General features: G+C 70.1%; 24 protein-coding genes. 19 read left to right on the plus strand and 5 right to left on the minus strand.

The annotated features are described in order from the left end of the window. Window positions 1-3: 3 nt before the first annotated feature. Both GON04_RS14160 and GON04_RS14165 read right to left on the minus strand, forming a co-directional pair. Window positions 4-993 (minus strand): magnesium and cobalt transport protein CorA, encoded by a 990-nt coding sequence (locus tag GON04_RS14160; protein ID WP_157398730.1) that lies wholly within the window; start codon window positions 991-993, stop codon window positions 4-6. Window positions 994-1,125: 132 nt separating this feature from the next. Continuing rightward, window positions 1,126-2,325: a patatin-like phospholipase family protein gene (locus GON04_RS14165; RefSeq protein ID WP_157398731.1), complete on the minus strand. Its 1,200-nt coding sequence runs from the start codon at window positions 2,323-2,325 to the stop codon at window positions 1,126-1,128. A gap of 634 nt (window positions 2,326-2,959) precedes the next feature. On the opposite strand from GON04_RS14165, the gene GON04_RS14170 reads away from it, so the two are divergent. The 4 genes from GON04_RS14170 (at window position 2,960) to hprK (ending at window position 5,242) form a co-directional block, all read left to right on the plus strand. Beyond that, window positions 2,960-3,139, plus strand: a complete 180-nt coding sequence (locus tag GON04_RS14170; RefSeq protein ID WP_157398732.1) for a hypothetical protein — start codon at window positions 2,960-2,962, stop codon at window positions 3,137-3,139. A 231-nt stretch (window positions 3,140-3,370) separates the two neighbouring features. Further along, entirely contained in the window at window positions 3,371-3,700 is a 330-nt protein-coding gene (gene hpf / locus GON04_RS14175; RefSeq protein WP_157398733.1) for a ribosome hibernation-promoting factor, HPF/YfiA family, read from the plus strand. Window positions 3,701-3,822: 122 nt separating this feature from the next. Further along, on the plus strand, window positions 3,823-4,290 hold the full coding sequence (locus GON04_RS14180; protein WP_157398734.1) for a PTS sugar transporter subunit IIA: 468 nt from the start codon (window positions 3,823-3,825) through the stop codon (window positions 4,288-4,290). 1 nt (window position 4,291) lies between these two features. After that, window positions 4,292-5,242: an HPr(Ser) kinase/phosphatase gene (gene hprK, locus GON04_RS14185; protein ID WP_181654072.1), complete on the plus strand. Its 951-nt coding sequence runs from the start codon at window positions 4,292-4,294 to the stop codon at window positions 5,240-5,242. Between the two features lie 39 nt (window positions 5,243-5,281). Here the strand turns inward: hprK and fur are convergent, their stop codons facing one another. Continuing rightward, the gene (fur, locus tag GON04_RS14190; protein ID WP_157398735.1) at window positions 5,282-5,716 is read right to left on the minus strand and encodes a ferric iron uptake transcriptional regulator; all 435 of its coding nucleotides are present in this window, start codon (window positions 5,714-5,716) and stop codon (window positions 5,282-5,284) included. A 72-nt stretch (window positions 5,717-5,788) separates the two neighbouring features. Here fur and GON04_RS14195 point away from each other — a divergent pair, with 72 nt between their 5' ends. The 12 genes from GON04_RS14195 (at window position 5,789) to GON04_RS14250 (ending at window position 19,707) form a co-directional block, all read left to right on the plus strand. Beyond that, complete coding sequence (locus GON04_RS14195; protein ID WP_157398736.1) at window positions 5,789-6,340, plus strand: outer membrane protein assembly factor BamE; 552 nt, start codon at window positions 5,789-5,791, stop codon at window positions 6,338-6,340. Between the two features lie 4 nt (window positions 6,341-6,344). Further along, window positions 6,345-7,169, plus strand: a complete 825-nt coding sequence (gene dapB, locus GON04_RS14200) for a 4-hydroxy-tetrahydrodipicolinate reductase (protein WP_157398737.1) — start codon at window positions 6,345-6,347, stop codon at window positions 7,167-7,169. Between the two features lie 44 nt (window positions 7,170-7,213). Then, complete coding sequence (locus tag GON04_RS14205; protein WP_157398738.1) at window positions 7,214-7,879, plus strand: MotA/TolQ/ExbB proton channel family protein; 666 nt, start codon at window positions 7,214-7,216, stop codon at window positions 7,877-7,879. Continuing rightward, window positions 7,876-8,292, plus strand: coding sequence for an ExbD/TolR family protein (locus tag GON04_RS14210; RefSeq protein ID WP_157398739.1), 417 nt, complete (start codon window positions 7,876-7,878; stop codon window positions 8,290-8,292). The genes GON04_RS14205 and GON04_RS14210 overlap by 4 nt, the downstream gene beginning before the upstream one ends. Window positions 8,293-8,382: 90 nt before the next feature. After that, window positions 8,383-11,022 (plus strand): leucine--tRNA ligase, encoded by a 2,640-nt coding sequence (gene leuS, locus GON04_RS14215; RefSeq protein WP_157398740.1) that lies wholly within the window; start codon window positions 8,383-8,385, stop codon window positions 11,020-11,022. Continuing rightward, a complete protein-coding gene (locus GON04_RS14220) occupies window positions 11,019-11,510 on the plus strand; it encodes an LPS-assembly lipoprotein LptE (protein ID WP_370530053.1) in 492 nt (163 codons plus the stop codon). Before leuS ends, GON04_RS14220 begins: the two co-directional genes overlap by 4 nt. Before the next feature lie 91 nt (window positions 11,511-11,601). Then, a complete protein-coding gene (gene rocD / locus GON04_RS14225) occupies window positions 11,602-12,846 on the plus strand; it encodes an ornithine--oxo-acid transaminase (protein WP_157398742.1) in 1,245 nt (414 codons plus the stop codon). Between the two features lie 10 nt (window positions 12,847-12,856). Next, window positions 12,857-13,942 (plus strand): DNA polymerase III subunit delta, encoded by a 1,086-nt coding sequence (gene holA / locus GON04_RS14230; protein WP_157398743.1) that lies wholly within the window; start codon window positions 12,857-12,859, stop codon window positions 13,940-13,942. Window positions 13,943-14,049: 107 nt separating this feature from the next. Further along, entirely contained in the window at window positions 14,050-15,303 is a 1,254-nt protein-coding gene (locus GON04_RS14235; protein ID WP_157398792.1) for a glutamate-5-semialdehyde dehydrogenase, read from the plus strand. An 8-nt stretch (window positions 15,304-15,311) separates the two neighbouring features. Further along, a complete protein-coding gene (locus GON04_RS14240) occupies window positions 15,312-16,325 on the plus strand; it encodes a DUF6352 family protein (protein ID WP_157398744.1) in 1,014 nt (337 codons plus the stop codon). A gap of 89 nt (window positions 16,326-16,414) precedes the next feature. After that, window positions 16,415-17,710 carry a glutamate--cysteine ligase gene (gene gshA, locus GON04_RS14245; protein WP_157398745.1) on the plus strand — a complete coding sequence of 432 codons (1,296 nt, stop codon included), beginning with the start codon at window positions 16,415-16,417 and terminating at the stop codon, window positions 17,708-17,710. Window positions 17,711-17,838: 128 nt separating this feature from the next. Continuing rightward, window positions 17,839-19,707, plus strand: a complete 1,869-nt coding sequence (locus GON04_RS14250) for a KUP/HAK/KT family potassium transporter (protein ID WP_181654073.1) — start codon at window positions 17,839-17,841, stop codon at window positions 19,705-19,707. Between the two features lie 190 nt (window positions 19,708-19,897). Here GON04_RS14250 and GON04_RS14255 read toward each other — a convergent pair whose 3' ends face one another. Next, window positions 19,898-20,779: a transporter substrate-binding domain-containing protein gene (locus tag GON04_RS14255; RefSeq protein WP_157398746.1), complete on the minus strand. Its 882-nt coding sequence runs from the start codon at window positions 20,777-20,779 to the stop codon at window positions 19,898-19,900. A 181-nt stretch (window positions 20,780-20,960) separates the two neighbouring features. Between GON04_RS14255 and GON04_RS14260 the strand changes: the two genes are divergently transcribed. From GON04_RS14260 to ltnD, 3 genes are all read left to right on the plus strand, one after another. Further along, window positions 20,961-21,671, plus strand: a complete 711-nt coding sequence (locus GON04_RS14260) for a glutathione S-transferase N-terminal domain-containing protein (RefSeq protein ID WP_157398747.1) — start codon at window positions 20,961-20,963, stop codon at window positions 21,669-21,671. A gap of 64 nt (window positions 21,672-21,735) precedes the next feature. Then, a complete protein-coding gene (gshB, locus tag GON04_RS14265) occupies window positions 21,736-22,686 on the plus strand; it encodes a glutathione synthase (protein WP_157398748.1) in 951 nt (316 codons plus the stop codon). Between the two features lie 14 nt (window positions 22,687-22,700). Then, on the plus strand, window positions 22,701-23,591 hold the full coding sequence (gene ltnD, locus GON04_RS14270; protein WP_157398749.1) for an L-threonate dehydrogenase: 891 nt from the start codon (window positions 22,701-22,703) through the stop codon (window positions 23,589-23,591). Between the two features lie 6 nt (window positions 23,592-23,597). Here ltnD and GON04_RS14275 read toward each other — a convergent pair whose 3' ends face one another. Beyond that, entirely contained in the window at window positions 23,598-24,389 is a 792-nt protein-coding gene (locus tag GON04_RS14275; RefSeq protein ID WP_157398750.1) for a class II glutamine amidotransferase, read from the minus strand.

The raw sequence follows: 24,389 nt of genomic DNA on the forward strand, positions 1-24,389 counted from the left end.
GCGTCAGCGCAACCAGCCGCGCTTGCGGAAGTACCACATGGGCACCAGCGCGCTGGCGGCCATCAGCACCAGCACGTAGGGATAGCTGGCGGTCCCGAGCAGCTCGATCTCGGGGAACTTCAGGTTCATGCCGTACAGGCTGGCCACCAAGGTCGGCGGCAGCAGGGCGACGCTGGCGACCGAGAAGATCTTGATGATCTTGTTCTGGTTGATGTTGATGAAGCCGACCGTGGCGTCCATCAGGAAGTTGATCTTGTCGAACAGGAACGCGGTGTGGTTGTCCAGCGATTCGATGTCGCGCAGGATCTGGCGCGACTCCTCGAACTGCTCCTGCGACAGCATGCGGCTGCGCATCATGAAGCTGACCGCGCGCCGGGTGTCCATGACGTTGCGGCGGATGCGGCCGTTCAGGTCCTCCTGGCGCGCGATGTCGCCCAGCACCTCGCCGGCCAGGGTGTCGGTGACCTCGCCGGCCAGCACCTGCTTGCTCACCTTCTCCAGTTCGTCGTAGATGCCCTCCAGCGCGTCGGCCGAGTACTCGGCGTCGGCGTCGAACAGCTTGAGCAGCACGTCCTTGGCGTCCTCGATCAGGCCCGGCGCCCGGCGCGCGCGCAACCGGAGCAGCCGGAACACCGGCACGTCCTCGTCGTGGATGGAGAACAGCACGCCCTTGCTGCGCAGGGTGTCGTTGACCTCGTTGAGGATGAAGGCGACGCGCACGGCGCGCGGCTCCTCGTCGTCGGCGATCAGGAAGTCGCTGCGGATGTGGAGCTCGCCGTTGTCTTCCTCGTAGAAGCGCGCCGACTCCTCGATGTCCTCGTCCATCGCATCCTCGGGGATGGACAGGCCGTAGTACTGCTTGACCCAGCGCTTTTCCTCCAGCGTGGGCGACTCGAGGTCGACCCAGATCGGCTGGAAGCGCGAGAGCTCCTCGAGCGACTCGATCTCTTCCTGGAAGAGCCGGCCGTTGGCGAGCGAGAAGATGTTGAGCATGGGATCCCTGACGTGGCGGGTTGTTCGGCGGGGCGCGTGAGGTGCTTCCGACGCCGGTCAGGGGGCATCGAAAGCTACCGACTAGGGTAGGTGTCCAAGGCTCGTGCTCGTGGGGTGTGGCGAGGGTGCGGATTATGCCGCGCGGTCCCCGACGAAGGCCAGCAGTTCCTGCTTGCGCGCGTAGGCGTCCTGCTCGCCCAGCGTGATCAGCGCACCGATGAAGCCCGGCTCGAACAGCAGGTAGCTGGCCAGCGCGCCGCCGCCCTTGGCGGCGCCGAGGCCGCCGAGGGCGCGCCGCACCGCCGCCGGCAGTTCGTGCGCATGCGCTTGCGCCAGCGCATCGACCGACTGCGAGGGCTGGATCGCCAGCACGTCGACGCTGCGGTATGGCAGCACCGAGGTCACCTCGCGCGGCAGCTGCTGCAGCGTGCGGGTGACCCGCTGCGCCTGTTCGACGTCGGCCTGCAGGGTGTCGTGGAACACGCTGGCCAGGGCATGGCCGGCGATCGCGCCCAGGCCCGGTTCGGTGCTGGCGGCGGCACCGGCGAAGCCGGCCCGCTCCGGCTGGCCGCAGCCGACCACCAGCACCTTGTCGGCGCCCAGGTGCAGGGCCGGGGACAGTGGCGAGACCTGCCGCATCGAGCCGTCGCCGAAGTACTCGCGCCGGCCGTCGACCCACAGCGGCGTGGCCGGGAACAGGAACGGGATGGCGCTGGAGGCCATCAGGTGCTCGATGGTCAGCGGCTGGAACTCGGCGCGCCGGCCGGGCCGGTTCCAGGCCTCGCGGGTCGCGCCGTCGGCGCCCTGGCAGAAGGTCCAGTGCACGCCGGAGGTGTAGCTGGAGGCGGTGACGGCGACGGTGTCCAGCACCCCGCTGGCCAGCGCCGCCTCGATGCCGGCCAGCGAGACCACCCGGTGCAGGGTGTCCACCAGCGGCATGGTGTCGAGGATGGCGCCCTCGCGCCGCGCCCGGCCCCACAGGTTGACGGCCGCCACCAGGCGCGAGAAGCGCACCCAGCGCGGCACGTGCAGCGCGTAGACCTCGCGGCTGCGCAGGCGCAGCCAGAAGGCGCACAGCGCGTCGAAGGCCGCCAGCCCCGACGCCGCATGGCCGGCCAGCGCGGCCACGTTGAGGGCGCCGGCCGAGGTCCCGACCAGCAGCCGGAACGGGAAGCCCTCGGCGCGCCCCGGCTGCAGCCGCAGCATCGAGGCCAGCGCCTTGAGCACGCCGACCTGGTAGGCCGTGCGGGCGCCGCCTCCCATCAGCACCAGCGCCGGCAGCGGCCGCGCGGCGCGATGGGGGTTCGCAGGATGCATCGTCTCCGGGCTCATCCGGCCCATGGTAGAGCAGGGCGATGGTTGCCCGGACCACCGTCACGCCGACGGCGAGCCCGGCAGGGTGTCGCACTGCGGCACCGCCGCCATGGACTGCAGCGCTTGCGTCGGGCCTCGGCGATCTCGCCAGCAGCAGGCCGTGGAAGTCGGGCCGCGGAAAGTACGCGCTGACTCTTTGGTGGCTGGGGGGCCGGCGCAGGTCGGCGTGCTGGGCAGGGGAGGGCCGGCGGCGATCCGGGGCTGCCGGCGCGGCGGCCGCGCCGGCCGCCTGCTGCCCCATCCGCAGGAGGCGTCCTACACCGCTGGGCCGACCTGTCCGACACGGCCGATGAGGTCGTCTGCCTACGATGGATTTTCCATCGGGAGCGTCACGCCTTCCATGGAGCGCAAGGAGCCCTTCCCCCCATGATCCATCTCGCGAACGATCCGAACGCCAGTCGCCTGAGCTGGCGCCCGAGCGCCGCCACGGGCGGGAAGTCGGCTCCCAGTGAACAGCCGCTGCGGCGGGCCCGTCCGGGCCATGCGTGGCCATTCCTCAGTCCGCATGCCAACCGGGCCGACCGCCCGACCGGTGCGCGCAACCCCAGCAATGACAGCGGCAGCTAGGCGCCGCACTCCCGAGGTTTCCACCATGCTGACCGAATCCAAGAGCCCGAACAAGTTCGCCGACGTGCCGAGCGACAAGCCGCAAGGCGACCGCGTCGAGCACGCCAACCTGGAGCGCCCGGGCGCCCAGGCCCATCCGCGTGCCAAGGCCCGCACCGGCGACTGGAGCCAGTCCACCCGGCGTGCTGCCTGGCAGTGGCATTGAGACGGAGCCCGCGTGCGCACCTGTGACGCACCGACCAGCGAGCGGCCCTGCGGGGCCGCTTCGTTTTGGGGCCGGCAGCGGCGCTGCTTTTTTGTTTCCGCCTGCGCGAAGCCGTTGCTTTACCCGGGACCCCCGGGCATAGTGGGTCGCAAGTAGTACGCAAGACCGTCGTCCCTCGTCCCGCCGGTCGCCCGGTGGGCTTTCCAACCCGAGTGAACCAGGAGGCTATCAATGAACCTGACGATCAGCGGTCACCATCTCGAAGTTACCCCCGCACTGCGCAGTTACGTGACCACCAAGCTCGATCGCATCACCCGCCACTTCGACCAGGTGGTGGATATCAAGGTTCTACTCTGCATCGAGAAGCAAAAGGAGAAGGAACGACGACAGCGCGCCGAGTGCCGCATCCACGTCAAGGGCAACGACATGTTCGCCGAGAGCTCCCACGAGGACCTCTACGCCGCCCTCGACGAGCTGGTCGACAAGCTCGACCGGCAGGTGGGCCGCCACAAGACCCGCATGCAGGACCACCACCACCCCGCGCCCAAGCGCGTGATGTAGGCGGCCAACCGGCGCACCAGAGGGCCCTGCGGGGCCCTTTGTCGTTTTCCCGTCGCAAAGCTCGGCGGGATCGGTGGCCGTCCGGGTTTGCCCGGGGGCCGGGTGCATAATCGCCCCGGACCATGAACCGCCTCGCCGCCATCCTGCCTCCCGCTCAGGTGCTCGTGAGCGTCGAGGCCACCAGCAAGAAGCGCGCATTCGAAGAGGCGGGCCTGCTGTTCGAGAACCTGCACGGCCTCTCGCGCGCCCTCATCACCGACAGCCTGTTCGCGCGCGAGCGCCTGGGCTCCACCGGCCTGGGCCACGGCGTCGCCATCCCGCACGGCCGCATCAAGGGCCTGAAGGCGCCGATGGCCGCGCTGTTCCAGCTGGCCAACCCGATCGGCTTCGACGCTCCCGACGAGCAGCCGGTCAACCTGCTCATCTTCCTGCTGGTGCCCGAAGCCGCCACGCAGAAGCACCTGGAAATCCTGTCCGAGATCGCCGAGCTGCTGTCGGATGCGCCGTTGCGGGAGAAGATCAAGGCCAGCAACGACGCCACGCAGCTGCACCAGCTGATCGCCACCTGGCAGTCCGCGCAGCCCGCGTGACGTGAAGCCCACCGTCGTCAGCGCCGACGTCCTGTTCGAGGACCACCGGGCACAGCTGAAGTGGGAGTGGGTGGCCGGGCTCGGCGCTTCCGAGCGCCGCTTCGACGAGGTGGCCGTGCGCGCCGCCCGTTCGGGCGCCGACCTGGTCGGCTACCTCAACTACATCCACCCGTACCGAGTCCAGATCCTGGGCGAGCGCGAGGTCGCCTACCTCACCAACGCCACCGCCGACGACTGCGCCCGCCGGATCGCGCGCATCGTCACCCTCGAGCCGCCGGTGCTGGTGCTCACCGACGGCCAGGCCGCGCCCGAGGCCCTGCTGTCGATGTGCGAGCGGGCCCAGATCCCGATGTTCGCCACCCCGGAGCCGTCGGCCTTCGTCATCGATGTGCTGCGTGCCTACCTGTCCAAGCACTTCGCCGAGCGCACCTCGATGCACGGCGTGTTCATGGACATCCTGGGCCTGGGCGTGCTGATCACCGGCGAGTCGGGGCTGGGCAAGAGCGAGCTCGGCCTGGAACTGATCACGCGCGGCAATGGCCTGGTGGCCGACGACGCGGTCGACCTGTACCGGGTGAACCAGACCACCATCGAGGGCCGCTGCCCCGAGCTGCTGCAGAACCTGCTGGAGGTGCGCGGCATCGGCCTGCTCGACATCCGGGCCATCTTCGGCGAGACCGCGGTGCGCCGGAAGATGCGGCTGCGGCTGATCGTGCACCTGGTGCGGCGCGAGACGCTGGAGCGCGACTACGAACGGCTGCCCTACGAGCCGCTCACCCAGGACGTGCTGGGCGTACCGGTGCGCAAGGCGGTGATCCAGGTGGTGGCCGGCCGCAACATCGCCGTGCTGGTCGAGGCCGCGGTGCGCAACACCATCCTGCAGCTGCGCGGGGTCGACACCTACCAGGAGTTCGTCGAGCGGCACCGCCGCGCGATGGAAAAAGGCAGTTGAGGCCAGCCCTCGACTAGAAACGCGCGAGGCGCCGGCGCCTCAGCGCCGCACCGGCCGGTTGGGGCAGTCCTGCTTGGTGCAATGGGCGTACAGCGACAGCGCGTGGTCGGCGATCGCGAAGCCCTTGGCCTGGGCGACCGCGTGCTGGCGCTTCTCGATCTCGGCGTCGTAGAACTCCTCGACCCGGCCGCAGTCGAGGCACACCATGTGGTCGTGGTGCGTGCCCTCGTTCAGCTCGTACACCGCCTTGCCGCTCTCGAAGTGGCTGCGCGAGAGGATGCCGGCCTGCTCGAACTGGGTGAGCACGCGGTACACCGTGGCCAGGCCGATGTCGGAGCGCTCCTCCAGCAGCACGCGGAACACGTCTTCCGCCGTCATGTGCCGCTGCGATCCCTTCTGGAACACCTCCAGGATCTTCAGGCGCGGCAGCGTCGCCTTCAGGCCAGTGTTCTTCAGTTCGTCGATGTTGGTCATGGGGGTCTGCCGGGACGGGCCGCGAGGGGGTCCCGCTACAATGATTCGATCATATCGCCTGCCTGTTTCCCCATGCCCCCGCGCACCTCCCGCTTCCTGCGGCCCGGTCTCGTGCTGGCCGCCTGCGCGCTGGGCGCGGGCTGTGCCAGCGTCGACAACGCGACCCGGCCGATCGCCAACGCCATCACGCCCTACAAGGTCGAGGTGGTGCAGGGCAACTTCGTGTCGAGCGAACAGGTCGAGCTGCTCAAGCCCGGCATGTCGCGCCAGCAGGTGCGCGAGCTGCTGGGCACCCCGCTGCTGACCAGCGTGTTCCACGCCGACCGCTGGGACTACGTGTTCACGCTGCGCCGCCAGGGCGTCGAGCCGCAGCGGCGCAAGCTCACCGTGTTCTTCAAGGGCGAGGGCCTGGAGCACTTCGAGGGCGACAGCATGCCCAGCGAGGCCGACTTCGTCGCCTCCATCGGCAGCAAGCGCGCGCTGGGCAAGGTGCCGGTGCTCGAGGCCACCGAGGACCAGCTCAAGCGCAACAGCAAGCCGGCCGCGCCCGAGGCGGCGCCTGCGCCTGCGCCCGAGCCGCCGCTGCCCGCCAGCTACCCGCCGCTCGAGACCACGGGGCGCTGACCGCATGGCGACCAAGACCACGACTCCCCAGCACCAGGTCGCAGTGGCCGGCGCCACCGGCCGCATGGGCCACATGCTCATCGAGGCGATCCGTGCCGCCGACGACTGCCAGCTGGCCGGCGCGCTCGACGTCCCGGCCAGCCCGGCGATCGGCAACGACGCCGCCGCCTTCCTCGGCGTCGCCAGCGGCGTGCCGGTGGTGGCCGACATCCGCACCGGCCTGGCCCGGGCCAAGGTGCTGATCGACTTCACCCGGCCCGAGGGCACGATGGCGCACCTGGCGGCCTGCCGCGAGCTGGGCCTCCATGCGGTGATCGGCACCACCGGCTTCAGCGACGACCAGAAGGCCCGCATCGCCGAGATCGCGCGCGACATCGCCATCGTCATGGCGCCCAACATGAGCGTGGGCGTCAACGTGACCATGAAGCTGCTGGAGATGGCGGCCAAGGCGCTGTCGACCGGCTACGACATCGAGGTGATCGAGTCCCACCACCGGCACAAGGTCGATGCGCCGTCCGGCACCGCCCTCAAGATGGGGGAGGTCATCGCCGGCGCCCTGGGGCGCGACCTGAAGGAATGCGCGGTCTACGCCCGCGAGGGCGTCACCGGCGAGCGCGATCCGTCCACCATCGGCTTTGCCACCATCCGTGGCGGCGACATCGTGGGCGACCACACGGTGCTGTTCGCCGGCACCGGCGAGCGCATCGAGATCACGCACCGCTCGGCCAGCCGCGCCACCTACGCCCAGGGCAGCCTGCGGGCCGTGCGCTTCCTGGCCGGCCGGACCAGCGGCCTGTACGACATGTTCGACGTCCTCGGGTTGAGGTAGGCCGGGCGCCGGCCCCGGCGCGTTGAGGGGCGAGGGAGGAAGCCATGGATGCACTGCAGCTGTTCGGCCAGGCCGACGGGATCACCCGCGTGGTGGCACTGCTGCTGCTCGGCATGTCGGTGGCCAGCTGGGTCGTCATCCTCTGGAAGGGCTGGCTGCTGCACCGCGCCGCCGCCGACGTCGGCCGCTCCACCGCCGCCTTCTGGCAGGCTCCCGCCCTGGCCGAGGCGCGCCAGCGGGTGGCCGGTTTCGACCGCGAGCAGTTCGTGCTGCCGCTGGTCGATGCCACGGTCGCCCAGCCCGGCGGTTCGCTGGCCGCCGCCGGCGACCGCAGCCAGCAGCTCACGCGGGTGCTGCGCGACGCCCTGCACGGCATCCTCGACAAGCTGACATTCGGCCAGGTCCTGCTGGCCACGGTGGGTTCGACGGCGCCGTTCGTCGGCCTGCTCGGCACCGTCTGGGGCATCTACCACGCGCTCACCGGCATCGCCGCCGCCGGCCAGATCAGCATCGACAAGGTGGCCGGTCCGGTCGGCGAGGCGCTCATCATGACCGCCGCCGGGCTGGCCGTCGCCATCCCGGCCGTGCTGGGCTACAACATCTTCGGCCGCCGCATCGGCCGCATCGAAGCCGACCTGGAAGGCTTCGCCCGCGACCTGCGCGAGCTGGTGGTGCACCACCACGTCAACGGCGGGGAGACGGCCGCATGAGCTTCGGCCGCCTCGAGCGCAGCGAGGGGCCGCGCCCCATGAGCGACATCAACGTCACCCCGCTGGTCGACGTCATGCTGGTGCTGGTGGTCATCCTCATCATCACGGCGCCGCTGATGGCCAGTTCGCTGCGCCTGGACCTGCCCAAGGCCGAGGCGGCCAAGCCGGGCGATGCGCCGCGCTTCGTCACCGTCGGCCTGGACGCCCAGGGCGGGCTGTTCCTGGACGACAAGCCGGTCGATCCGCAGCAGCTGGGCGCCCGGCTGGCCGAGGTCGCGCAGCGCGGCCCCGACACCGAGGTCCAGCTGCGCGCCGACCAGGCCGTGCCCTACGGCCGCATCGTCGACGTGATGGGCGCGGCGCAGAAGGCCGGGCTGCAGCGCATCGGCTTCGTCGCCGACCCCGCCAAGTGATGCTGCCGCGCTGATCGCCCTGCGGGCGGCCGGCATGTCACCGGCGGCAACGCCTGAGGTCCCCGGCCTGCGCCGCCTAGAATTCCGCGCATGCAAGACAAGTACAACCACCTCGAGGTCGAGCGCGCAGCCCAGGCGCACTGGACCGGGCGCGATGCCTACCGCGTCGTCGAGGACGCGAGCAAGAAGAAGTTCTACGCCTGCTCGATGCTGCCCTACCCGAGCGGCAAGCTGCACATGGGCCACGTGCGCAACTACACCATCAACGACATGTTGACGCGGTACCTGCGCATGAACGGCTACAACGTGCTCATGCCGATGGGCTGGGACGCCTTCGGCCTGCCGGCCGAGAACGCGGCGCTGAAGAACGGCGTGCCGCCGGCCCGCTGGACGTACGAGAACATCGCCTACATGAAGGGCCAGATGCAGGCCATGGGCCTGGCCATCGACTGGTCGCGCGAGGTCGCCACCTGCGACCCCAGCTACTACAAGTGGAACCAGTGGCTGTTCCTGAAGATGCTGGAAAAGGGCATCGCCTACCGCAAGACCCAGGTCGTCAACTGGGACCCGGTCGACCAGACCGTGCTGGCCAACGAGCAGGTGATCGACGGCAAGGGCTGGCGCACCGGTGCCCCGGTCGAGAAGCGCGAGATCCCCGGCTACTACCTGAAGATCACCGACTACGCGGCCGAGCTGCTCGACCATGTGCAGCACCGGCTGCCCGGCTGGCCCGAGCGGGTCAAGCTGATGCAGGAGAACTGGATCGGCCGCAGCGAGGGCGTGCGCTTCGCGTTCCCGCACACCATCCGCGATGCCGCCGGCCACCTCATCGGCGACGGCCGCCTGTACGTCTTCACCACCCGGGCCGACACCATCATGGGGGTCACCTTCTGCGCGGTCGCGCCCGAGCACCCGCTGGCCACCCACGCCGCCCGCAACAACCCCAAGCTGGCCGCGTTCATCGAGGAGAGCAAGAAGGGCGGCACCACCGAGGCCGAGCTCGCGCTGCGCGACAAGGAAGGCCAGCCCACCGGGCTGCAGGTGGCGCACCCGATCACCGGCGAGCCGGTCGACGTCTGGGTCGGCAACTACGTGCTGATGGGCTACGGCGACGGCGCCGTCATGGGCGTGCCCGGCCACGACGAGCGCGACTTCGCGTTCGCGCTCAAGTACGACCTGCCCATCATGGAGGTGGTGCACGTCGACGGCGAGACCTACGACTACCGCCACTGGCAGGACTGGTACGCCGACAAGGAGCGCGGCGTCACCATCAACTCCGACATCTTCAGCGGCTTCGGCTATGAGGAGGCGGTGAACGCGGTGGCGCACGCCCTCGAGCAGAAGGGCCTGGGCGAGAAGAAGACCACCTGGCGCCTGCGCGACTGGGGCATCAGCCGCCAGCGCTACTGGGGCACGCCCATCCCCATCATCCACTGCGCCGAGCACGGCGCGGTGCCGGTGCCCGAGAAGGACCTGCCGGTGGTGCTGCCGCAGGACTGCGTGCCCGACGGCAGCGGCAACCCGCTGAACAAGCGCGAGGACTTCCTCGCCTGCGCCTGCCCGGTGTGCGGCAAGCCGGCGCGGCGCGAGACCGACACCATGGACACCTTCGTCGACTCGTCCTGGTACTTCATGCGCTATTGCGACCCGTCCAGCGACGACGCCATGGTGGCCAGCGGCTCGCAGTACTGGATGCCGATGGACCAGTACATCGGCGGCATCGAGCACGCCATCCTGCACCTGCTGTACGCGCGCTTCTGGACCAAGGTGATGCGCGACCTCGGCCTGATCGCCATCGACGAGCCGTTCACCAAGCTGCTCACCCAGGGCATGGTGCTGAACGAGGCGTTCTCGCGCACCACGACCGGCAAGCAGTACTTCTGGGCCCACGACCTGGACATCGTGCGCGACGAGCACGCCAAGGTGGTCTCGGCCACCGCCCGGGCCGACGGCAAGCCGGTGGCCTACGAGGGCTGGACCACGATGTCCAAGTCCAAGAACAACGGCGTCGACCCGCAGGACCTGATCGAGAAGTACGGCGCCGACACCGCGCGCCTGTACACCATGTTCACCGCCCCGCCCGAGGCCACGCTGGAGTGGAACGACGCCGCGCTGGAAGGCAGCTACCGCTTCCTGCGCCGGGTCTGGGCGTTCGGCCACCGGCTGGCGCAGGGCGACGCCGTCGCCGGCCAGGCCAAGGCGCTGCGCAACCTGGCCGGCCTGGGCAAGCCGGCCAAGGCCCTGCGGCGCGAGGTGCACGCGGTGCTCAAGCAGGTCGACTACGACTACGCCCGCATGCAGTACAACACCGTGGTCTCGGGCGCGATGAAGATCCTCAACGCACTGGAGGACGACAAGGGCTCCGGCGACGCCGGCGCCGACGCCGCCCGGGCCGAGGGCTTCGGCATCCTGCTGCGGGTGCTGTACCCGGTCACGCCGCACCTGACCCACACGCTGTGGCAGCAGCTCGGCTACGAGACGCTGCACGGCGACCTGCTCGACGCGCCCTGGCCGCGCATCGACGAACAGGCGCTGGTGCAGGAGGAGGTCGAGCTGGTGCTGCAGGTCAATGGCAAGCACCGCGGCACCATCTCCGTGCCGGCCACGGCCGACAAGGCCGAGATCGAGCGGGTGGCGCTGGCCAGCGAGGGCTACCAGAAGTTCGCCGCCGGCGCGACGCCCAAGAAAGTCATCATCGTGCCGGGCCGGCTGGTCAACCTGGTCGTGTGATGCGGCGCCGCCTGCTGCTGGCCGTCGCGCCCGCCGTCCTCGCCGGCTGCGGCTTCGAGCTGCGCCGGGCGCCTGACTTCGCCTTCAAGTCCATCCTCATCACCTCCGGCTCGGCGGTGTCGACCGACCTGCGGCGCAACCTGTCCTCGGTGCCCGAGATGCAGGTGCTGCCCCTGAGCGGGCGGCCCGACCAGGCGCAGGTCATCCTCGACGTGCCGGAGGAGCGGCGCGAGCGGGTGGTGGTGGGCGTGAACGCCTCCGGCCAGGTGCGCGAGCTGCAGCTGCGCATCCGGATGAAGTTCAAGCTGCGCACGCCGCAGGGCAAGGAACTCATTCCCGAGACCGAGCTGCTGCAGCAGCGGGACATCAGCTTCAACGAAACCGCGGTGCTGGCCAAGGAGGCCGAGGAAGGCCTGCTCTACCGCGACATGCAGAACGATTTGGTGCAGCAGTTGATGCGGCGCCTGGGCGCCATCAAGTCCCTGTAAATCCGGCCGGACGAGGCGTTCTCTGACGCCGGCCCGGGCCGTGCCGGCCTAGAGTGACTCAACCGGGGCTGCGTCCCCGAGGAGAGCCGCCATGGACAGCCAGGTCGGACCCGGCAGCCAGGACTTCGTCGCCCTCGAGGCGCGGTTCGGTGCCCGCAACTACCACCCGGTGCCGGTCGTGGTCGACCGCGCCCTCGACTGCCTGGTCTGGGACGTCGAGGGGCGCGAGTACATCGACATGATGGGCGCCTATTCGGCCGTCAGCCACGGCCACCTGCACCCGCGCGTCGTCGCCGCAGCGCAGCGCCAGCTGCACAAGGTCGCCGTCACCTCGCGCGCCTACCACGGCAACACGCTCGGACCCTTCCTGGCCAAGCTGTGCACGCTGGCCGGCTTCGAGCGAGCGCTGCCGATGAACACCGGCGCCGAGGCGGTCGAGACGGCGATCAAGTGCGCCCGCCGCTGGGGCCACCGCGTCAAGGGAATCCCCGACGGCCAGGCCGAGATCCTGGTGGCGCGCAACAACTTCCACGGCCGCACCACCACCATCGTGGGCTTTTCCAGCGAGCCCGAGTACCGCGCCGGTTTCGGCCCGTTCGCACCCGGTTTCCGTCACTTCGACTTCGGCGACATGGCCAGCGTGCGGGCGGCGGCCACGCCCAACACCTGCGCCGTGCTGGTCGAGCCGATCCAGGGCGAGGCAGGCGTTGTGCTGCCGCCGCCGGGCTTCTTCGCCGAGCTGCGGGACTGGTGCACGGCCCACCGCGTGCTGCTGGTCGACGACGAGGTGCAGGCCGGCCTGGGCCGCACCGGCAAGTGGTTCGCCTTCGAGCACGAAGGCATCCGCCCGGACGCGCTGATCCTGGGCAAGGCGCTCGGCGCCGGCCTGTTGCCGGTCAGCGCCTTCCTGGCCGATGCGCCGGTGATGGACGTGTTCGATCCCGGCAGCCACGGCTCCACCTTCGGCGGCAACGCGCTGGCGGCGGCGGTCGCCCTCGAGGGCCTGCGGGTGCTGGAGGACGAGCGGCTGGTCGAGCGCGCCGCCCAGCTCGGCCCGCACCTGATGCAGCGCCTGCAGGAGGTGCAGCAGGCAGCCGGGCCGCTGATCCGCGACGTGCGCGGGCGCGGCCTGTGGGTCGGCGTCGACATCGATCCGGCGCACGGCAACGCACGCCGACTGGTCGAGCAGCTGGCGCGCAACGGCGTGCTGTCCAAGGAGACCCACGAGACGGTGATCCGGTTCGCGCCGCCGCTCACGATCAGCGCCGCGCTGATCGACCGCGCGACCGCGATCTTCCGCGACACCGTCGCGGCCTGGAGGGCCGGCCGCGACTAAACTCGCGGCCATGCAGCTTGCCGCCGCCCAGCTGAACGCCCACCTGCAGAAGGGGCTGCGCTCGCTCTACACCCTGCATGGCGACGAGCCGCTGCTGGTGCAGGAAGCGGCCGACGCCATCCGCGCGGCGGCGCGCGTGCAGGGCTACACCGAGCGCACCGTGCACACGGTGGCCGGCGCGCACTTCGACTGGAGCGAGGTGCTGGCGGCGGGCGGCTCGCTCAGCCTGTTCGCCGAGCGCCAGATCGTCGAGATCCGCATCCCGACCGGCAAGCCCGGCAAGGAGGGCAGCCCGGCGCTGCAGCAGCTGGCCCAGGACGCCCAGGGCAACGACAGCACGCTGACCCTGGTGCTGCTGCCGCGGCTGGACAAGATGACGCGCGGCGGCGCCTGGTTCGGCGCGCTGGAGAACTTCGGCGTGACCATCCAGCTCGACCCGATCGAACGCGGCGCGCTGCCGCAGTGGATCGCCCAGCGCCTGGGCCGCCAGGACCAGCGCGTGCGCGGCGGCGAGGAGGGCCAGCGCACGCTGCAGTTCTTCGCCGACCGGGTCGAGGGCAACCTGCTGGCGGCGCACCAGGAGATCCAGAAGCTGGGGCTGCTGTACCCGGGGGGCGAGCTGTCGTTCGAGCAGGTCGAGAGCGCAGTCCTCAACGTGGCCCGCTACGATGTCTTCAAGCTGTCGGAGGCCGTGCTGGGCGGCCAGGTCGCGCGCGTGCAGCGCATGCTGGACGGCCTGCAGGCCGAGGGCGAGGCCGAGGTGCTGGTGCACTACACCCTGGCCGAGGACATCCGCGCCCTCAAGCGGGTCCGGGACGCGATGGGCGAGGGCCGGCCGCTGCCGGTGGCGCTGCGCGAGCAGCGCGTGTGGGGCCTGAAGGAGCGCCTGTTCGAGCGCGTCCTGCCGCGCCTGTCGGCCACCGCGCTGGACAACCTGCTGCACGGCGCGCACGTGGTCGACGGCATCGTCAAGGGCCTGAAGGCGCCCGGCTGGCCGACCGACGGCTGGCAGGCGCTGCAGCGCCTGGCCCTGCAGCTGTGCCAGGAATGCGGGGCCCAGCAGGGGCCATCCCCGCGTGGGAAAATCCCGGCGTGAACGCAAGAACGAACGCCTCCACGCTGGCGGCCGGTGCCGCTGCGCTGCCCCCCGACGAGGCCCTCGCGGCCAGGGGCGGCCCGGCGCCGCTCGACCTGCCCGACTACATGCAGGCGCTGGGCCGGCAGGCGCGCCAGGCCAGCGCGCGCCTGTCCGCCGCCAGCGCCGCCGAGAAGAACGCGGTGCTGCGGGGCATCGCCGTCCGGCTGCGCGCCTCGGGCGAGGCGCTGGCCGCCGACAACGCCCGCGACCTCGAGCGGGCCCAGGCCGCCGGCCTCGCCGCGCCGATGGTCGATCGGCTGCGGCTCACGCCGAAGATCCTGGAGACGCTGGCGCAGGGCTGCGAGCAGCTGGCCGCGATGCCGGACATCATCGGCGAGATCCGCGGCATGACCCAGCAGCCCAGCGGCATCCGCGTCGGCCAGATGCGCGTGCCGCTCGGCGTGTTCGGCATGGTCTACGAAAGCCGCCCCAACGTGACGATCGAGGCCGCCAGCCTGTCGATCAAGAGCGGCAACGCCTGCATCCTGCGCGGCGGCTCGGAGGCGATCGACTCCAACCGGGCGCTGGCCCGCCTGGTGCGCGCCGCGCTGGCCGACGCCGGCCTGCCCGAGGACGCGGTGCAACTGGTGCAGACCACCGACCGCGAGGCGGTCGGCCAGCTGATCGCCATGCCGCAGTACGTCGACGTCATCATCCCGCGCGGCGGCAAGGGCCTGATCGAGCGCATCAGCCGCGACGCCAGGGTGCCGGTCATCAAGCACCTGGACGGCAACTGCCACGTCTACGTTGACGACCCCTGCGACGTGGCGATGGCGGTCACCATCGCCGACAACGCCAAGACCCAGAAGTACAGCCCCTGCAACGCCAGCGAGGGCCTGCTGGTGGCGCGCGCCGTCGCCGCCGACTTCCTGCCGGCCATCGGCGCGGTGTATGCGGCCAAGGGCGTCGAGATGCGCTGCGACCCCGAGGCGGCCGCCATCCTGGCCCGCGTCGGCGGCGCCGACGTGCGGCCGGCCACCGAGCAGGACTGGTCCGAGGAGTACCTGGCGCCCATCATCAGCATCAAGATGGTGGCCGGTCTGGACGAGGCCATCGCCCACATCAACCGCTACAGCAGCCACCACACCGACGCCATCGTCACGCGCGACCACGTGCACGCCCAGCGCTTCCTGCGCGAGGTCGATTCGGCCAGCGTGATGGTCAACGCGAGCACCCGCTTCGCCGACGGCTTCGAGTACGGGCTGGGCGCCGAGATCGGCATCAGCACCGACAAGTTCCACGCCCGCGGCCCGGTCGGCATCGAAGGCCTGACCTCGCTGAAGTGGGTGGTGCTCGGCCAGGGCGAAGTGCGCACCTGACCGCCCCGATGGCTGACTATTGGCCCGGCTGCGGCTGGCAGTTCCTGCGCTCCGATGCCGACGGCCAGCTGGTCGTCACCGACGACTTCCTGCGCCACCTGCTGCAGCGCCCCGAACTGGCGCCGCTGCCCGAGTCCTGCGCCGCCGAACGCGCGCTGCACCAGGAGCTGCTGGCGCAGCCGCGCCAGGCGGTCGGGACGGCGCGGCTGGCCGCCCTGGCCGACCCCGATGCGGCGGACAACTACGCCGTCTGGCTGCGCTTCCGCGAGCGCCTGCTGGCGCGGCCGACGCTCGAGGGCAGCTACCTGCAGCTGTTCCAGCGCGACGTCGACGTGCCGCCGCTGCTGGTGCACCAGCTCACGCAGGTGCTGCTGCGGCAGGTGCTGGGCGAGGACGCGACGCCGTTCCAGGCCCGCGCCGCCGAACTGCTGTTCCGGCCCCAGCGCATCGCCGTCCAGGGCGACGGCCAGGTGATGGCGGCCGACGAGGAGACGGTGGAGAGCCAGGCGCTGGCCGCCACGCCCGGCTCGCTGGTCGACCTGCTGCGGCAGGCCGGCGCGACGCCGCGCGAGGCCGAGCTCGACGTGCTGGGCGAGGCCAACGCCGGCCAGTACTGGGAGCGCAGCGAGGCGCACGACCTGGTGGTGCAGCTCAATCACGGCCAGCCGGCGCTGGCCGCCCTGTGCGAGGTGATCGAGCGCTGGATCGGGCACTTCCTGGGCGTGCGGGTGCGGGTGGAGGTGGCGCGCGAGATCGACGAGGACCAGTGGGTCTGGCACGTCGGCCTGGACGCGCAGGCCACGGCGGTGCTCAACGCCCTGTACCGCGGCGAGGACGTCGACGAGGCCCAGGGCCGGCGCATGCTGTGCCTGTTCCGGCTCGAGTTCGCCGACCCGCACGTGCTGCGGCCCGAGGTCGCCGGGCACCCGGTCTGGCTGGCGATGGCGATGGACGAGGGCCAGCGCCTGCGGCTCAAGCCGCAGAACCTGTTGCTGAACCTGCCGCTGGCACGCCAGAGCTGACGCCGCCACGGCCGCGCCTTGCAAGCGCCGGCCGCGTCCCCAGCTTCCTACAATTCACCCACGGCGCGAGGCCGTCCTCGAGGGCTCCCATGGTTCCGCATCTCATCACCGCCCTCACGGGTCCGATCAACGAACTCGAGCAGCGCATCCTGGAGTCGATGCCGGCCATCGAGCGCTGGTTCCGGCTCGAGTGGATGGAGCACACGCCGCCGTTCTACACCTCGGTCGACGTGCGCAACGCCGGCTTCAAGCTGGCCCCGGTCGACACCAACCTGTTCCCGGGCGGCTGGAACAACCTCACCACCGAGATGCTGCCGCTGGCGGTGCAGTCGGCGATGGCGGCCATCGAGAAGATCTGCCCCGAGGCCAAGAACCTGCTGGTGATCCCGGAGAACCACACCCGCAACACGTTCTACCTGTCCAACGTGCTGCAGTTGAAGCGCATCTTCCACATGGCGGGCCTGAACGTGCGCATCGGCTCGATCAGCCCGGAGATCAAGGAGCCGACCACCTTCAACCTGCCCACCGGCGAGTCGGTCGTGCTCGAACCGGTGGTGCGCAGCCGGCACCGCCTGGGGCTGAAGGACTTCGATCCCTGCACCATCCTGCTCAACAACGACCTGTCGGCCGGCGCCCCCGGCATCCTGGAGGACCTGCACGAGCAGTACCTGCTGCCGCCGCTGCACGCCGGCTGGTCGGTGCGGCGCAAGAGCCGCCACTTCCAGAGCTACGAGGAGGTGTCCAAGCGCTTCGGCAAGCTGCTGGGCATCGACCCGTGGCTGATCAACCCGATGTTCAACAAGTGCGGCGAGATCGATTTCGCCTCCGGTGCGGGCATGGACTGCCTGACCACCAACGTCGATGCCCTGCTCACGCGGGTGCGCAAGAAGTACAAGGAATACGGCATCAACGAGAAGCCGTTCGTCATCGTCAAGGCCGACAACGGCACCTACGGCATGGGCATCATGACCGTGCGCGACGTGAAGGACCTGGACCAGCTCAACCGTCGCACCAAGAACAAGATGGCGGTCGCCAAGGACGGCCAGGAGGTGCACGACGTCATCATCCAGGAAGGGGTGCAGACGTACGAGCGCATCCACGACGCGGTGGCCGAACCGGTGGTCTACATGATGGACCGCTACGTGGTCGGCGGCTTCTATCGCGTGCACCCCGAGCGCGGCATCGACGAGAACCTCAATGCGCCGGGCGCCGGCTACGTGCCACTGGCGTTCGCCGAGAGTACGCGCTTACCTCAGCCGGGTGAGAAGCCGGGTGCCAGCGCGCCCAACCGGTTCTACATGTACGGCGTGATCGGCCGGCTGGCGATGCTAGCGGCGAGCTACGAACTCGAGGCCACCGACCCCGAGGCAGAGACCTACGACTGATCGGCCGGCGCCAGTTGCTGCGCTGCAACAAAAGGCGCGACGGGCGCAGGTGAGCGGCGCACAATAGCGTCCCCAAAGGAACCGGAACCCCCGCCGCCGCACCCGCGGCCCGAAGACGGGGGACCTTAGTGCAGAGCTCGAAATCCTCGCTCGCGGCGCTGACCCTCGCCGCCATCGGCGTCGTCTACGGCGACATCGGCACCAGCGTCCTGTACGCCGTCAAGGAGGTCTTCGGCTCCGGCCACGTGCCGTTCACGATGGCCAACGTGTACGGCATCCTGTCGATCTTCTTCTGGACGCTGACGGTCATCGTCTCGCTCAAGTACGTGGTGCTGGTGCTGCGCGCCGATAACCACGGCGAGGGCGGCCTGATCGCGATGCTGGCGCTGGCATCGCAGGCGGTGAAGGAAAAGCCCAAGCTGCGCAGGGTGCTGCTGGCGGTCGGCATCTTCGGCAGCTCGCTGTTCTACGGCGACGGCGTCATCACGCCGGCGATCTCGGTGCTGTCGGCGGTCGAGGGCCTGGAGGTGGTGTCGCCGCGCTTCAAGGAGGGCGTGATCCCGATCACGCTGGTGATCCTGTTCGGCCTGTTCGCGGTGCAAAAGCGCGGCACCGCCGGCATCGGCAAGTTCTTCGGCCCGATCACCGTCGTCTGGTTCGTCGTGATCGCCGTGCTGGGCGTCTCCAACATCGTGCGCCATCCCGAGATCCTGGTGGCCCTGAGCCCGCACCACGCGGTGCTGTTCATGTGGCACCACCCGGGCACCACCTTCGTCATCCTCGGGGCGGTGGTGCTGTGCGTGACCGGCGCCGAGGCGCTCTACGCCGACCTGGGCCACTTCGGCAAGCAGCCGATCCGGCTGGCCTGGTTCTCCGTCGTCATGCCGGCGCTGACCATGAACTACTTCGGCCAGGGCGCGCTGCTGCTCGAGAATCCCGACGCGGTGAAGAACCCGTTCTACATGATGGCGCCCGACTGGGCGCTGCTGCCGCTGGTGGTGCTGGCCACTGCCGCCACGGTGATCGCGTCGCAGGCCCTGATCACCGGGGCGTTCAGCGTCACCAAGCAGGTGGTGCAGCTGGGCTACCTGCCGCGGCTGCAGGTGCAGCACACCAGCGTGCGCGAGACCGGCCAGATCTACATCCCGTTCGTCAACTGGGGCCTGTTCGTGGCCATCGTGCTGGCGGTGGTGCTGTTCCGCTCGTCGAGCGCGCTGGCCTCGGCCTACGGCATCGCCGTCACGCTGGACATGCTGATCACCACGACGCTGACGTTCTTCGTCATCCGCTACAGCTGGAAGTACCCGCTGTGGCTGTGCGTGGCGGCGACCGGCTGGTTCTTCGTGGTCGACATCACCTTCTTCAGCTCCAACATGCTCAAGCTGCTGCACGGCGGCTGGTTCCCGCTGGCCATCGGTGGCTGCGTCTTCACGCTGATGATGACGTGGAAGGAGGGCCGCGGCATCCTGAACGAGAAACTGCGCGCCGACGCCATCGACCTCAAGAGCTTCCTGGAGTCGGTCTTCGTCAGCCCGCCCACGCGCGTCGAGGGCACGGCGATCTTCCTGACGGCCGAGCCCGGCACCGTTCCCAACGCGATGCTGCACAACCTCAAGCACAACAAGGTGCTGCACGAGCACAACCTGTTCGTCACGGTGCGCAGCCACGAGGTGCCCTGGATCGGCCTGGGCAAGCGGCTGGAGGTCGAGCCGCTCGGCCACAACTGCTGGCAGGTCGTCATCCACTACGGCTTCAAGAACGACTTCGACGTGCCGCGCGCGCTGGACCACATGCGCAACCGCGGCTGCGAGATCCAGGCCATGACCACCAGCTACTTCCTGTCGCGCGACGTGGTGGTGCCCACCATCGGCGGCGGCATGGCCACCTGGCGCGAGAAGCTGTTCGCCCAGATGCACCTGAACGCCAGCGCGGCCGCCGACTTCCTCAAGCTGCCGAACAACGCGGTGGTGGAGCTGGGCTCGAAGATCGAGATCTAGGACCACCCCGAAGCGCCTTCGGCGCCTCCCCTCGAGGGGCGCCACCAGCGGCCCGGCGAAGCCGGTTCCGCGGTGGCACGGGCCTGGTCTGCTGCGGCTTCATCGCCGCAAGAAAAAAGGGCACCCCGCGGCGCCCTTGTAGGGGCCCCGGCCTGCGCCGGGGCGGCGACCTTGCGGCCGCTGCGCGGCCTCAGGTCGCCGGCTTGTCGCTCTGGGCCTTCAGGTTGTCCTTCAGTTCGGGCGCCATCGGGAAGCCCAGGTTCATGTTGTTGGGCGGGATGGGCGAGGTGAACCACTTCGCGTACAGCTTCTCGAACTCGCCGCTCTTCATCATGTTGCCGATCACGCGGTCGACCAGCTGCTTGAACTGCGGGTCGTCCTTGCGCAGCATGCAGGCGTAGGGCTCGACCTGCAGCGGCTCGCCCACCACGTCCCAGTCGGCCGGGTTCTTGTCGTTGGCCTTCAGCCCGAACAGCAGTATGTCGTCCATGCCGAACGCCACCGAGCGGCCGCTCTCCACCAGCAGCTTGGAGTCGTCGTGGTCCTTGCCGGTCAGGATGTTCATGTCCAGGCCCTTGTCCTGGTTGTACTTGCGCAGCACCTGGAAGTTGGTGGTGCCGGCGGTGGTGGAGATGGTCTTGCCCTTCAGGTCGGCGTAGCTCTTGATGCCCGAGTTCTTCTTCACCAGCAGGCGGGTGCCGGTGTAGAAGTGGTTGATGGCGAACGCCACTTCCTTGCCGCGGGTGGAGTTGTTGGTGGTGGAGCCGCATTCCACGTCGATCGTGCCGTTGCTCAGCAGCGGGATGCGGTTCTGCGACGTGACCGCCTGCCAGGCGACCTCGAGGTTGGGTTTGTTGGTGACCTTCTTGACCTCGGCGGCGATGGCCTCGGACACCTCCACCATCATCCCCACCGGCTTGCCGGGGCCGGCCAGGTAGCTGAAGGGAACCGATGACTCGCGGTAGGCGAGCGTGAGCTTGTTGGTGTCGGCCACCTTCTTGAGCGTCTCCTGGGCCGACACGCCGGTGGCGGCCAGGGCGAGCACGAGGGGCAGCAGCGTCATGCGCTTCATCGGGAACTCCTCACGGGGATGGATTGGAGCCGCCGAGTGTAGACAGCCGAGCCGCACGCGGCATTGCCGTAAACCACGACGTCCGGCCGCCCGCCGCCGGCGGCGCGGCGTGCCGGCGCTAGCACGCCGCCAGTGCCCGCGCCGGCGCGGGCCCACTGCCCGCCGTGCTACGGTGACGGCCATGACCGACCTGTCCGCCTTCCCCATCACCCGCAAGTGGCCGGCCCGCCACCCCGAGCGCCTGCAGCTGTACTCGCTGCCCACCCCGAACGGCGTCAAGGTCTCGATCCTGCTGGAGGAGACCGGCCTGCCTTACGAGGTGCACCGGGTCGATTTCCAGGCCCACGACCAGCTGTCGTCCGAGTTCCTGTCGCTCAACCCGAACAACAAGATCCCGGCCATCCTGGATCCGGACGGCCCCGGCGGCCGGCCGCTGGCCCTGTTCGAGTCGGGCGCCATCCTGCTGTACCTGGCCGAGAAGACCGGCCGCTTCCTGCCCGCCGATCCGGCCGCCCGCTGGCAGGCCGTCCAGTGGCTGATGTTCCAGATGGGGGGCGTCGGGCCCATGTTCGGCCAGGTCGGCTTCTTCCACAAGTTCGCCGGCAAGGACTACGAGGACAAGCGGCCGCGCGACCGCTACGCCGCCGAAGCGAAGCGGCTGCTGGGCGTGCTGGAGGGCCAGCTGGGCCGGCACGCCTGGATCGCCGGCGACGAGTACACGGTGGCCGACATCGCCACCTTCCCCTGGGTACGCAACCTGGTCGGCTTCTACGGCGCCGCCGACCTGGTGGGCTTCGCCGACTTCCCGCAGGTGCAGCGCGCGCTCGACGCCTTCCTGGCCCGCCCGGCCGTGCAGCGCGGGCTGGCGATCCCGCCGGCACCGGCCAGGTGAGGCCGGCGCAGTCCCGCTCTTTTGTGCCACAGTGGCCCCGTTCCGCCCTACCTTTTCGCATGCGATGAACCTGCTCTTCGTGGCCGACCCGCTCGAGGTGTTCAAGATCTACAAGGACACCACCTTCTCGATGATGCGCGAGGCGCAGCGGCGCGGCCACCGCATCGCCGCCTGCGAACCGCGCCACCTGTCCTGGCGCTCGGGCGGGGTGGTGCAGGCCAGCGTGCGCGAGATCCGCCTGACCGGCGCGCCCGATGCCTGGTTCGAGCAGAGCGAGTCGGAGCTGGTGCGGCCGCTCAAGGAGTTCGACGCGGTGGTGATGCGCAAGGACCCGCCGTTCGACCCGGAGTACTTCTACGCCACCCACCTGCTGGAGCAGGCCGAGCGCGAGGGCGCCCGCGTGTTCAACAAGCCGGCGGCGCTGCGCGACCATCCCGAGAAGCTGGCCATCATGGAGTTCCCGCAGTTCCTCAGCCCGACGCTGGTGACGCGCGACCCGGCCGAGGTGCGCAGCTTCCACGCCGAACACCAGGACATCATCCTCAAGCCGCTCGACGGCATGGGCGGCACCGGCATCTTCCGGGTCCGTGCCGACGGCCTCAACCTCGGCGCCATCGTCGAAACCCTCAATGCCCAGGGCGCGACCACGCTGATGGTGCAGCGCTTCGTGCCGGCCATCGCGCAGGGCGACAAGCGGGTGCTGGTGATCGGCGGCAAGCCGGTGCCCTACAGCCTGGCGCGCATCCCGCAGGGCAGCGAGGTGCGCGGCAACCTGGCGGCCGGCGGCAAGGGCGTGGCCCAGCCGCTGTCGGCGCGCGACCTCGAGATCGCCCAGGCGCTGGGGCCGACGCTGGCCGCGCGCGGGCTGCTGCTGGTGGGGCTGGACGTCATCGGCGACGTGCTGACCGAGATCAACGTCACCAGCCCGACCTGCTTCCAGGAAATCACCGAGCAGACCGGCTTCGACGTGCCGGCGATGTTCGTCGACGCACTCGAGGCCGCGCTGGCGGGCTGACAAGGAGAGATCGCATGCGACAGATCGGACTGGTCGGGTTGGGCGCCATGGGCCTGGGCATGGCGCAGTCGCTGCGCCGCGCCGGGCACCACGTGCACGTGTACGACCTGCGCGCCGAGGCCTGCCGGGCCTTCGCGGCCGACGGCGGGACGGCCTGCGCCAGCCCGGCGCAGGTCGCGGCCGGCTGCGACGTGCTGGTCAGCGTGGTGGTGAACGCGGCCCAGACCGAGCAGGTGCTGTTCGGTCCCGACGGCGCCGCGGCGGCGCTCAAGCCCGGCAGCCTGGTCGCGATGTGCTCGACCGTGCCGCCCGAGTGGTCGGCCGCGCTGGAAGGCCGGCTGGCCGAGCGCGGCCTGCTGTACCTCGACGCCCCGATCTCGGGCGGCGCCGCCAAGGCGGCGACCGGCCAGATGACCATGATGACGGCCGGCCGGCCCGAGGCCTACGACAAGGCCGGCGGCGTGCTGGAGGCGATGGCGGCCAAGGTCTACCGGCTGGGCGAGCGGGCCGGCAACGGCAGCAAGGTCAAGATCATCAACCAGCTGCTGGCCGGCGTGCACATCGCGGCCGCCGCCGAGGCGATGGCGCTGGGGCTGCGCGAAGGGGTGGACGCCGCCGCCCTGTACGAGGTCATCACGCACAGCGCCGGCAACAGCTGGATGTTCGAGAACCGCATGAACCACGTGCTGGCCGGCGACTACACGCCGCTGTCGGCGGTCGACATCTTCGTCAAGGACCTCGGGCTGGTGCTGGACACCGCGCGCGCCAGCAAGTTTCCGCTGCCGCTGTCGGCGACGGCGCACCAGATGTTCCTGCAGGCCTCGGCGGCCGGCCACGGGCGCGAGGACGACAGCGCGGTGATCAAGATCTTCCCGGGCATCGAGCTGCCCGCCGGCAAGTCCTAGCGGCGCTCAGACCGAGCGCCGCGCCTGGGCCGGCAGGTCGGCGCCGGCGCCGTCGACGAACACCCGCAGCTCGCCCGGCTGCATCTGCACCCACTCTTCGTTCACCGTCAGCGGCGAAGTGACCACCACCGCCACCCGGTCGTCGGGCGAGGTGTTGCGCGAGAAGTCGACCGACAGGTCCTCGTCCTTCAGCTGCGCGTGCGCGAACGGATGGCGCCGCTCGACGTGGAACAGGTTGGTGGCGCAGTGCGCCCACAGCGCGTCGCCGTTGGACAGCAGGAAGTTGAACGGGCCGTGGCGGGCGATGCGCGGCGCCAGCTCGCCCAGCGTGAGCGTCAGCTCGGCGACGCTGGGCACGCCGGCGTGCGACTTCCACAGCTCCTGCATGATCCAGCAGAAGGCGCGCTCGCTGTCGGTGCTGCCGACCGGGCGGAAGTTGGCGTGCAGCCGCGGCTCGAAGTCCTTCAGGTCGCCGTTGTGGGCGAACACCCAGTAGCGGCCCCACAGCTCGCGCACGAACGGGTGGCAGTTCTCCAGCGCCACCTCGCCCTGGGTGGCCTTGCGGATGTGGGCGACGACGTTGCGGCTGCGGATGGGGTAGCGCTGGATCAGCTGGGCCACCGGCGACTGCGAGGCCGGCTGGTGGTCGACGAAGTGGCGCAGCCCGCGCCCCTCGAAGAAGGCGATGCCCCAGCCGTCGGCGTGGTGGTCGGTGCGGCCGCCGCGCTGGGCGAAGCCGGTGAAGCTGAACGTGACGTCGGTCGGCGTGTTGCAGTTCATCCCGAGCAGCTGGCACAT

The sequence above is a fragment of the Ramlibacter pinisoli genome (genome assembly GCF_009758015.1).
GTDB lineage: Bacteria > Pseudomonadota > Gammaproteobacteria > Burkholderiales > Burkholderiaceae_C > Ramlibacter > Ramlibacter pinisoli.

Coding starts and splice junctions, on each gene's coding strand:
- GON04_RS14160 (WP_157398730.1), bottom strand. CDS start 993: ATGCTCAACATCTTCTCGCTCGCCAACGGCCGGCTCTTCCAGGAAGAG.
- GON04_RS14165 (WP_157398731.1), bottom strand. CDS start 2,325: ATGAGCCCGGAGACGATGCATCCTGCGAACCCCCATCGCGCCGCGCGG.
- GON04_RS14170 (WP_157398732.1), top strand. CDS start 2,960: ATGCTGACCGAATCCAAGAGCCCGAACAAGTTCGCCGACGTGCCGAGC.
- hpf (WP_157398733.1), top strand. CDS start 3,371: ATGAACCTGACGATCAGCGGTCACCATCTCGAAGTTACCCCCGCACTG.
- GON04_RS14180 (WP_157398734.1), top strand. CDS start 3,823: ATGAACCGCCTCGCCGCCATCCTGCCTCCCGCTCAGGTGCTCGTGAGC.
- fur (WP_157398735.1), bottom strand. CDS start 5,716: ATGACCAACATCGACGAACTGAAGAACACTGGCCTGAAGGCGACGCTG.
- GON04_RS14195 (WP_157398736.1), top strand. CDS start 5,789: ATGCCCCCGCGCACCTCCCGCTTCCTGCGGCCCGGTCTCGTGCTGGCC.
- dapB (WP_157398737.1), top strand. CDS start 6,345: ATGGCGACCAAGACCACGACTCCCCAGCACCAGGTCGCAGTGGCCGGC.
- GON04_RS14205 (WP_157398738.1), top strand. CDS start 7,214: ATGGATGCACTGCAGCTGTTCGGCCAGGCCGACGGGATCACCCGCGTG.
- GON04_RS14210 (WP_157398739.1), top strand. CDS start 7,876: ATGAGCTTCGGCCGCCTCGAGCGCAGCGAGGGGCCGCGCCCCATGAGC.
- leuS (WP_157398740.1), top strand. CDS start 8,383: ATGCAAGACAAGTACAACCACCTCGAGGTCGAGCGCGCAGCCCAGGCG.
- rocD (WP_157398742.1), top strand. CDS start 11,602: ATGGACAGCCAGGTCGGACCCGGCAGCCAGGACTTCGTCGCCCTCGAG.
- holA (WP_157398743.1), top strand. CDS start 12,857: ATGCAGCTTGCCGCCGCCCAGCTGAACGCCCACCTGCAGAAGGGGCTG.
- GON04_RS14235 (WP_157398792.1), top strand. CDS start 14,050: ATGCAGGCGCTGGGCCGGCAGGCGCGCCAGGCCAGCGCGCGCCTGTCC.
- GON04_RS14240 (WP_157398744.1), top strand. CDS start 15,312: ATGGCTGACTATTGGCCCGGCTGCGGCTGGCAGTTCCTGCGCTCCGAT.
- gshA (WP_157398745.1), top strand. CDS start 16,415: ATGGTTCCGCATCTCATCACCGCCCTCACGGGTCCGATCAACGAACTC.
- GON04_RS14255 (WP_157398746.1), bottom strand. CDS start 20,779: ATGAAGCGCATGACGCTGCTGCCCCTCGTGCTCGCCCTGGCCGCCACC.
- GON04_RS14260 (WP_157398747.1), top strand. CDS start 20,961: ATGACCGACCTGTCCGCCTTCCCCATCACCCGCAAGTGGCCGGCCCGC.
- gshB (WP_157398748.1), top strand. CDS start 21,736: ATGAACCTGCTCTTCGTGGCCGACCCGCTCGAGGTGTTCAAGATCTAC.
- ltnD (WP_157398749.1), top strand. CDS start 22,701: ATGCGACAGATCGGACTGGTCGGGTTGGGCGCCATGGGCCTGGGCATG.
- GON04_RS14275 (WP_157398750.1), bottom strand. CDS start 24,389: ATGTGCCAGCTGCTCGGGATGAACTGCAACACGCCGACCGACGTCACG.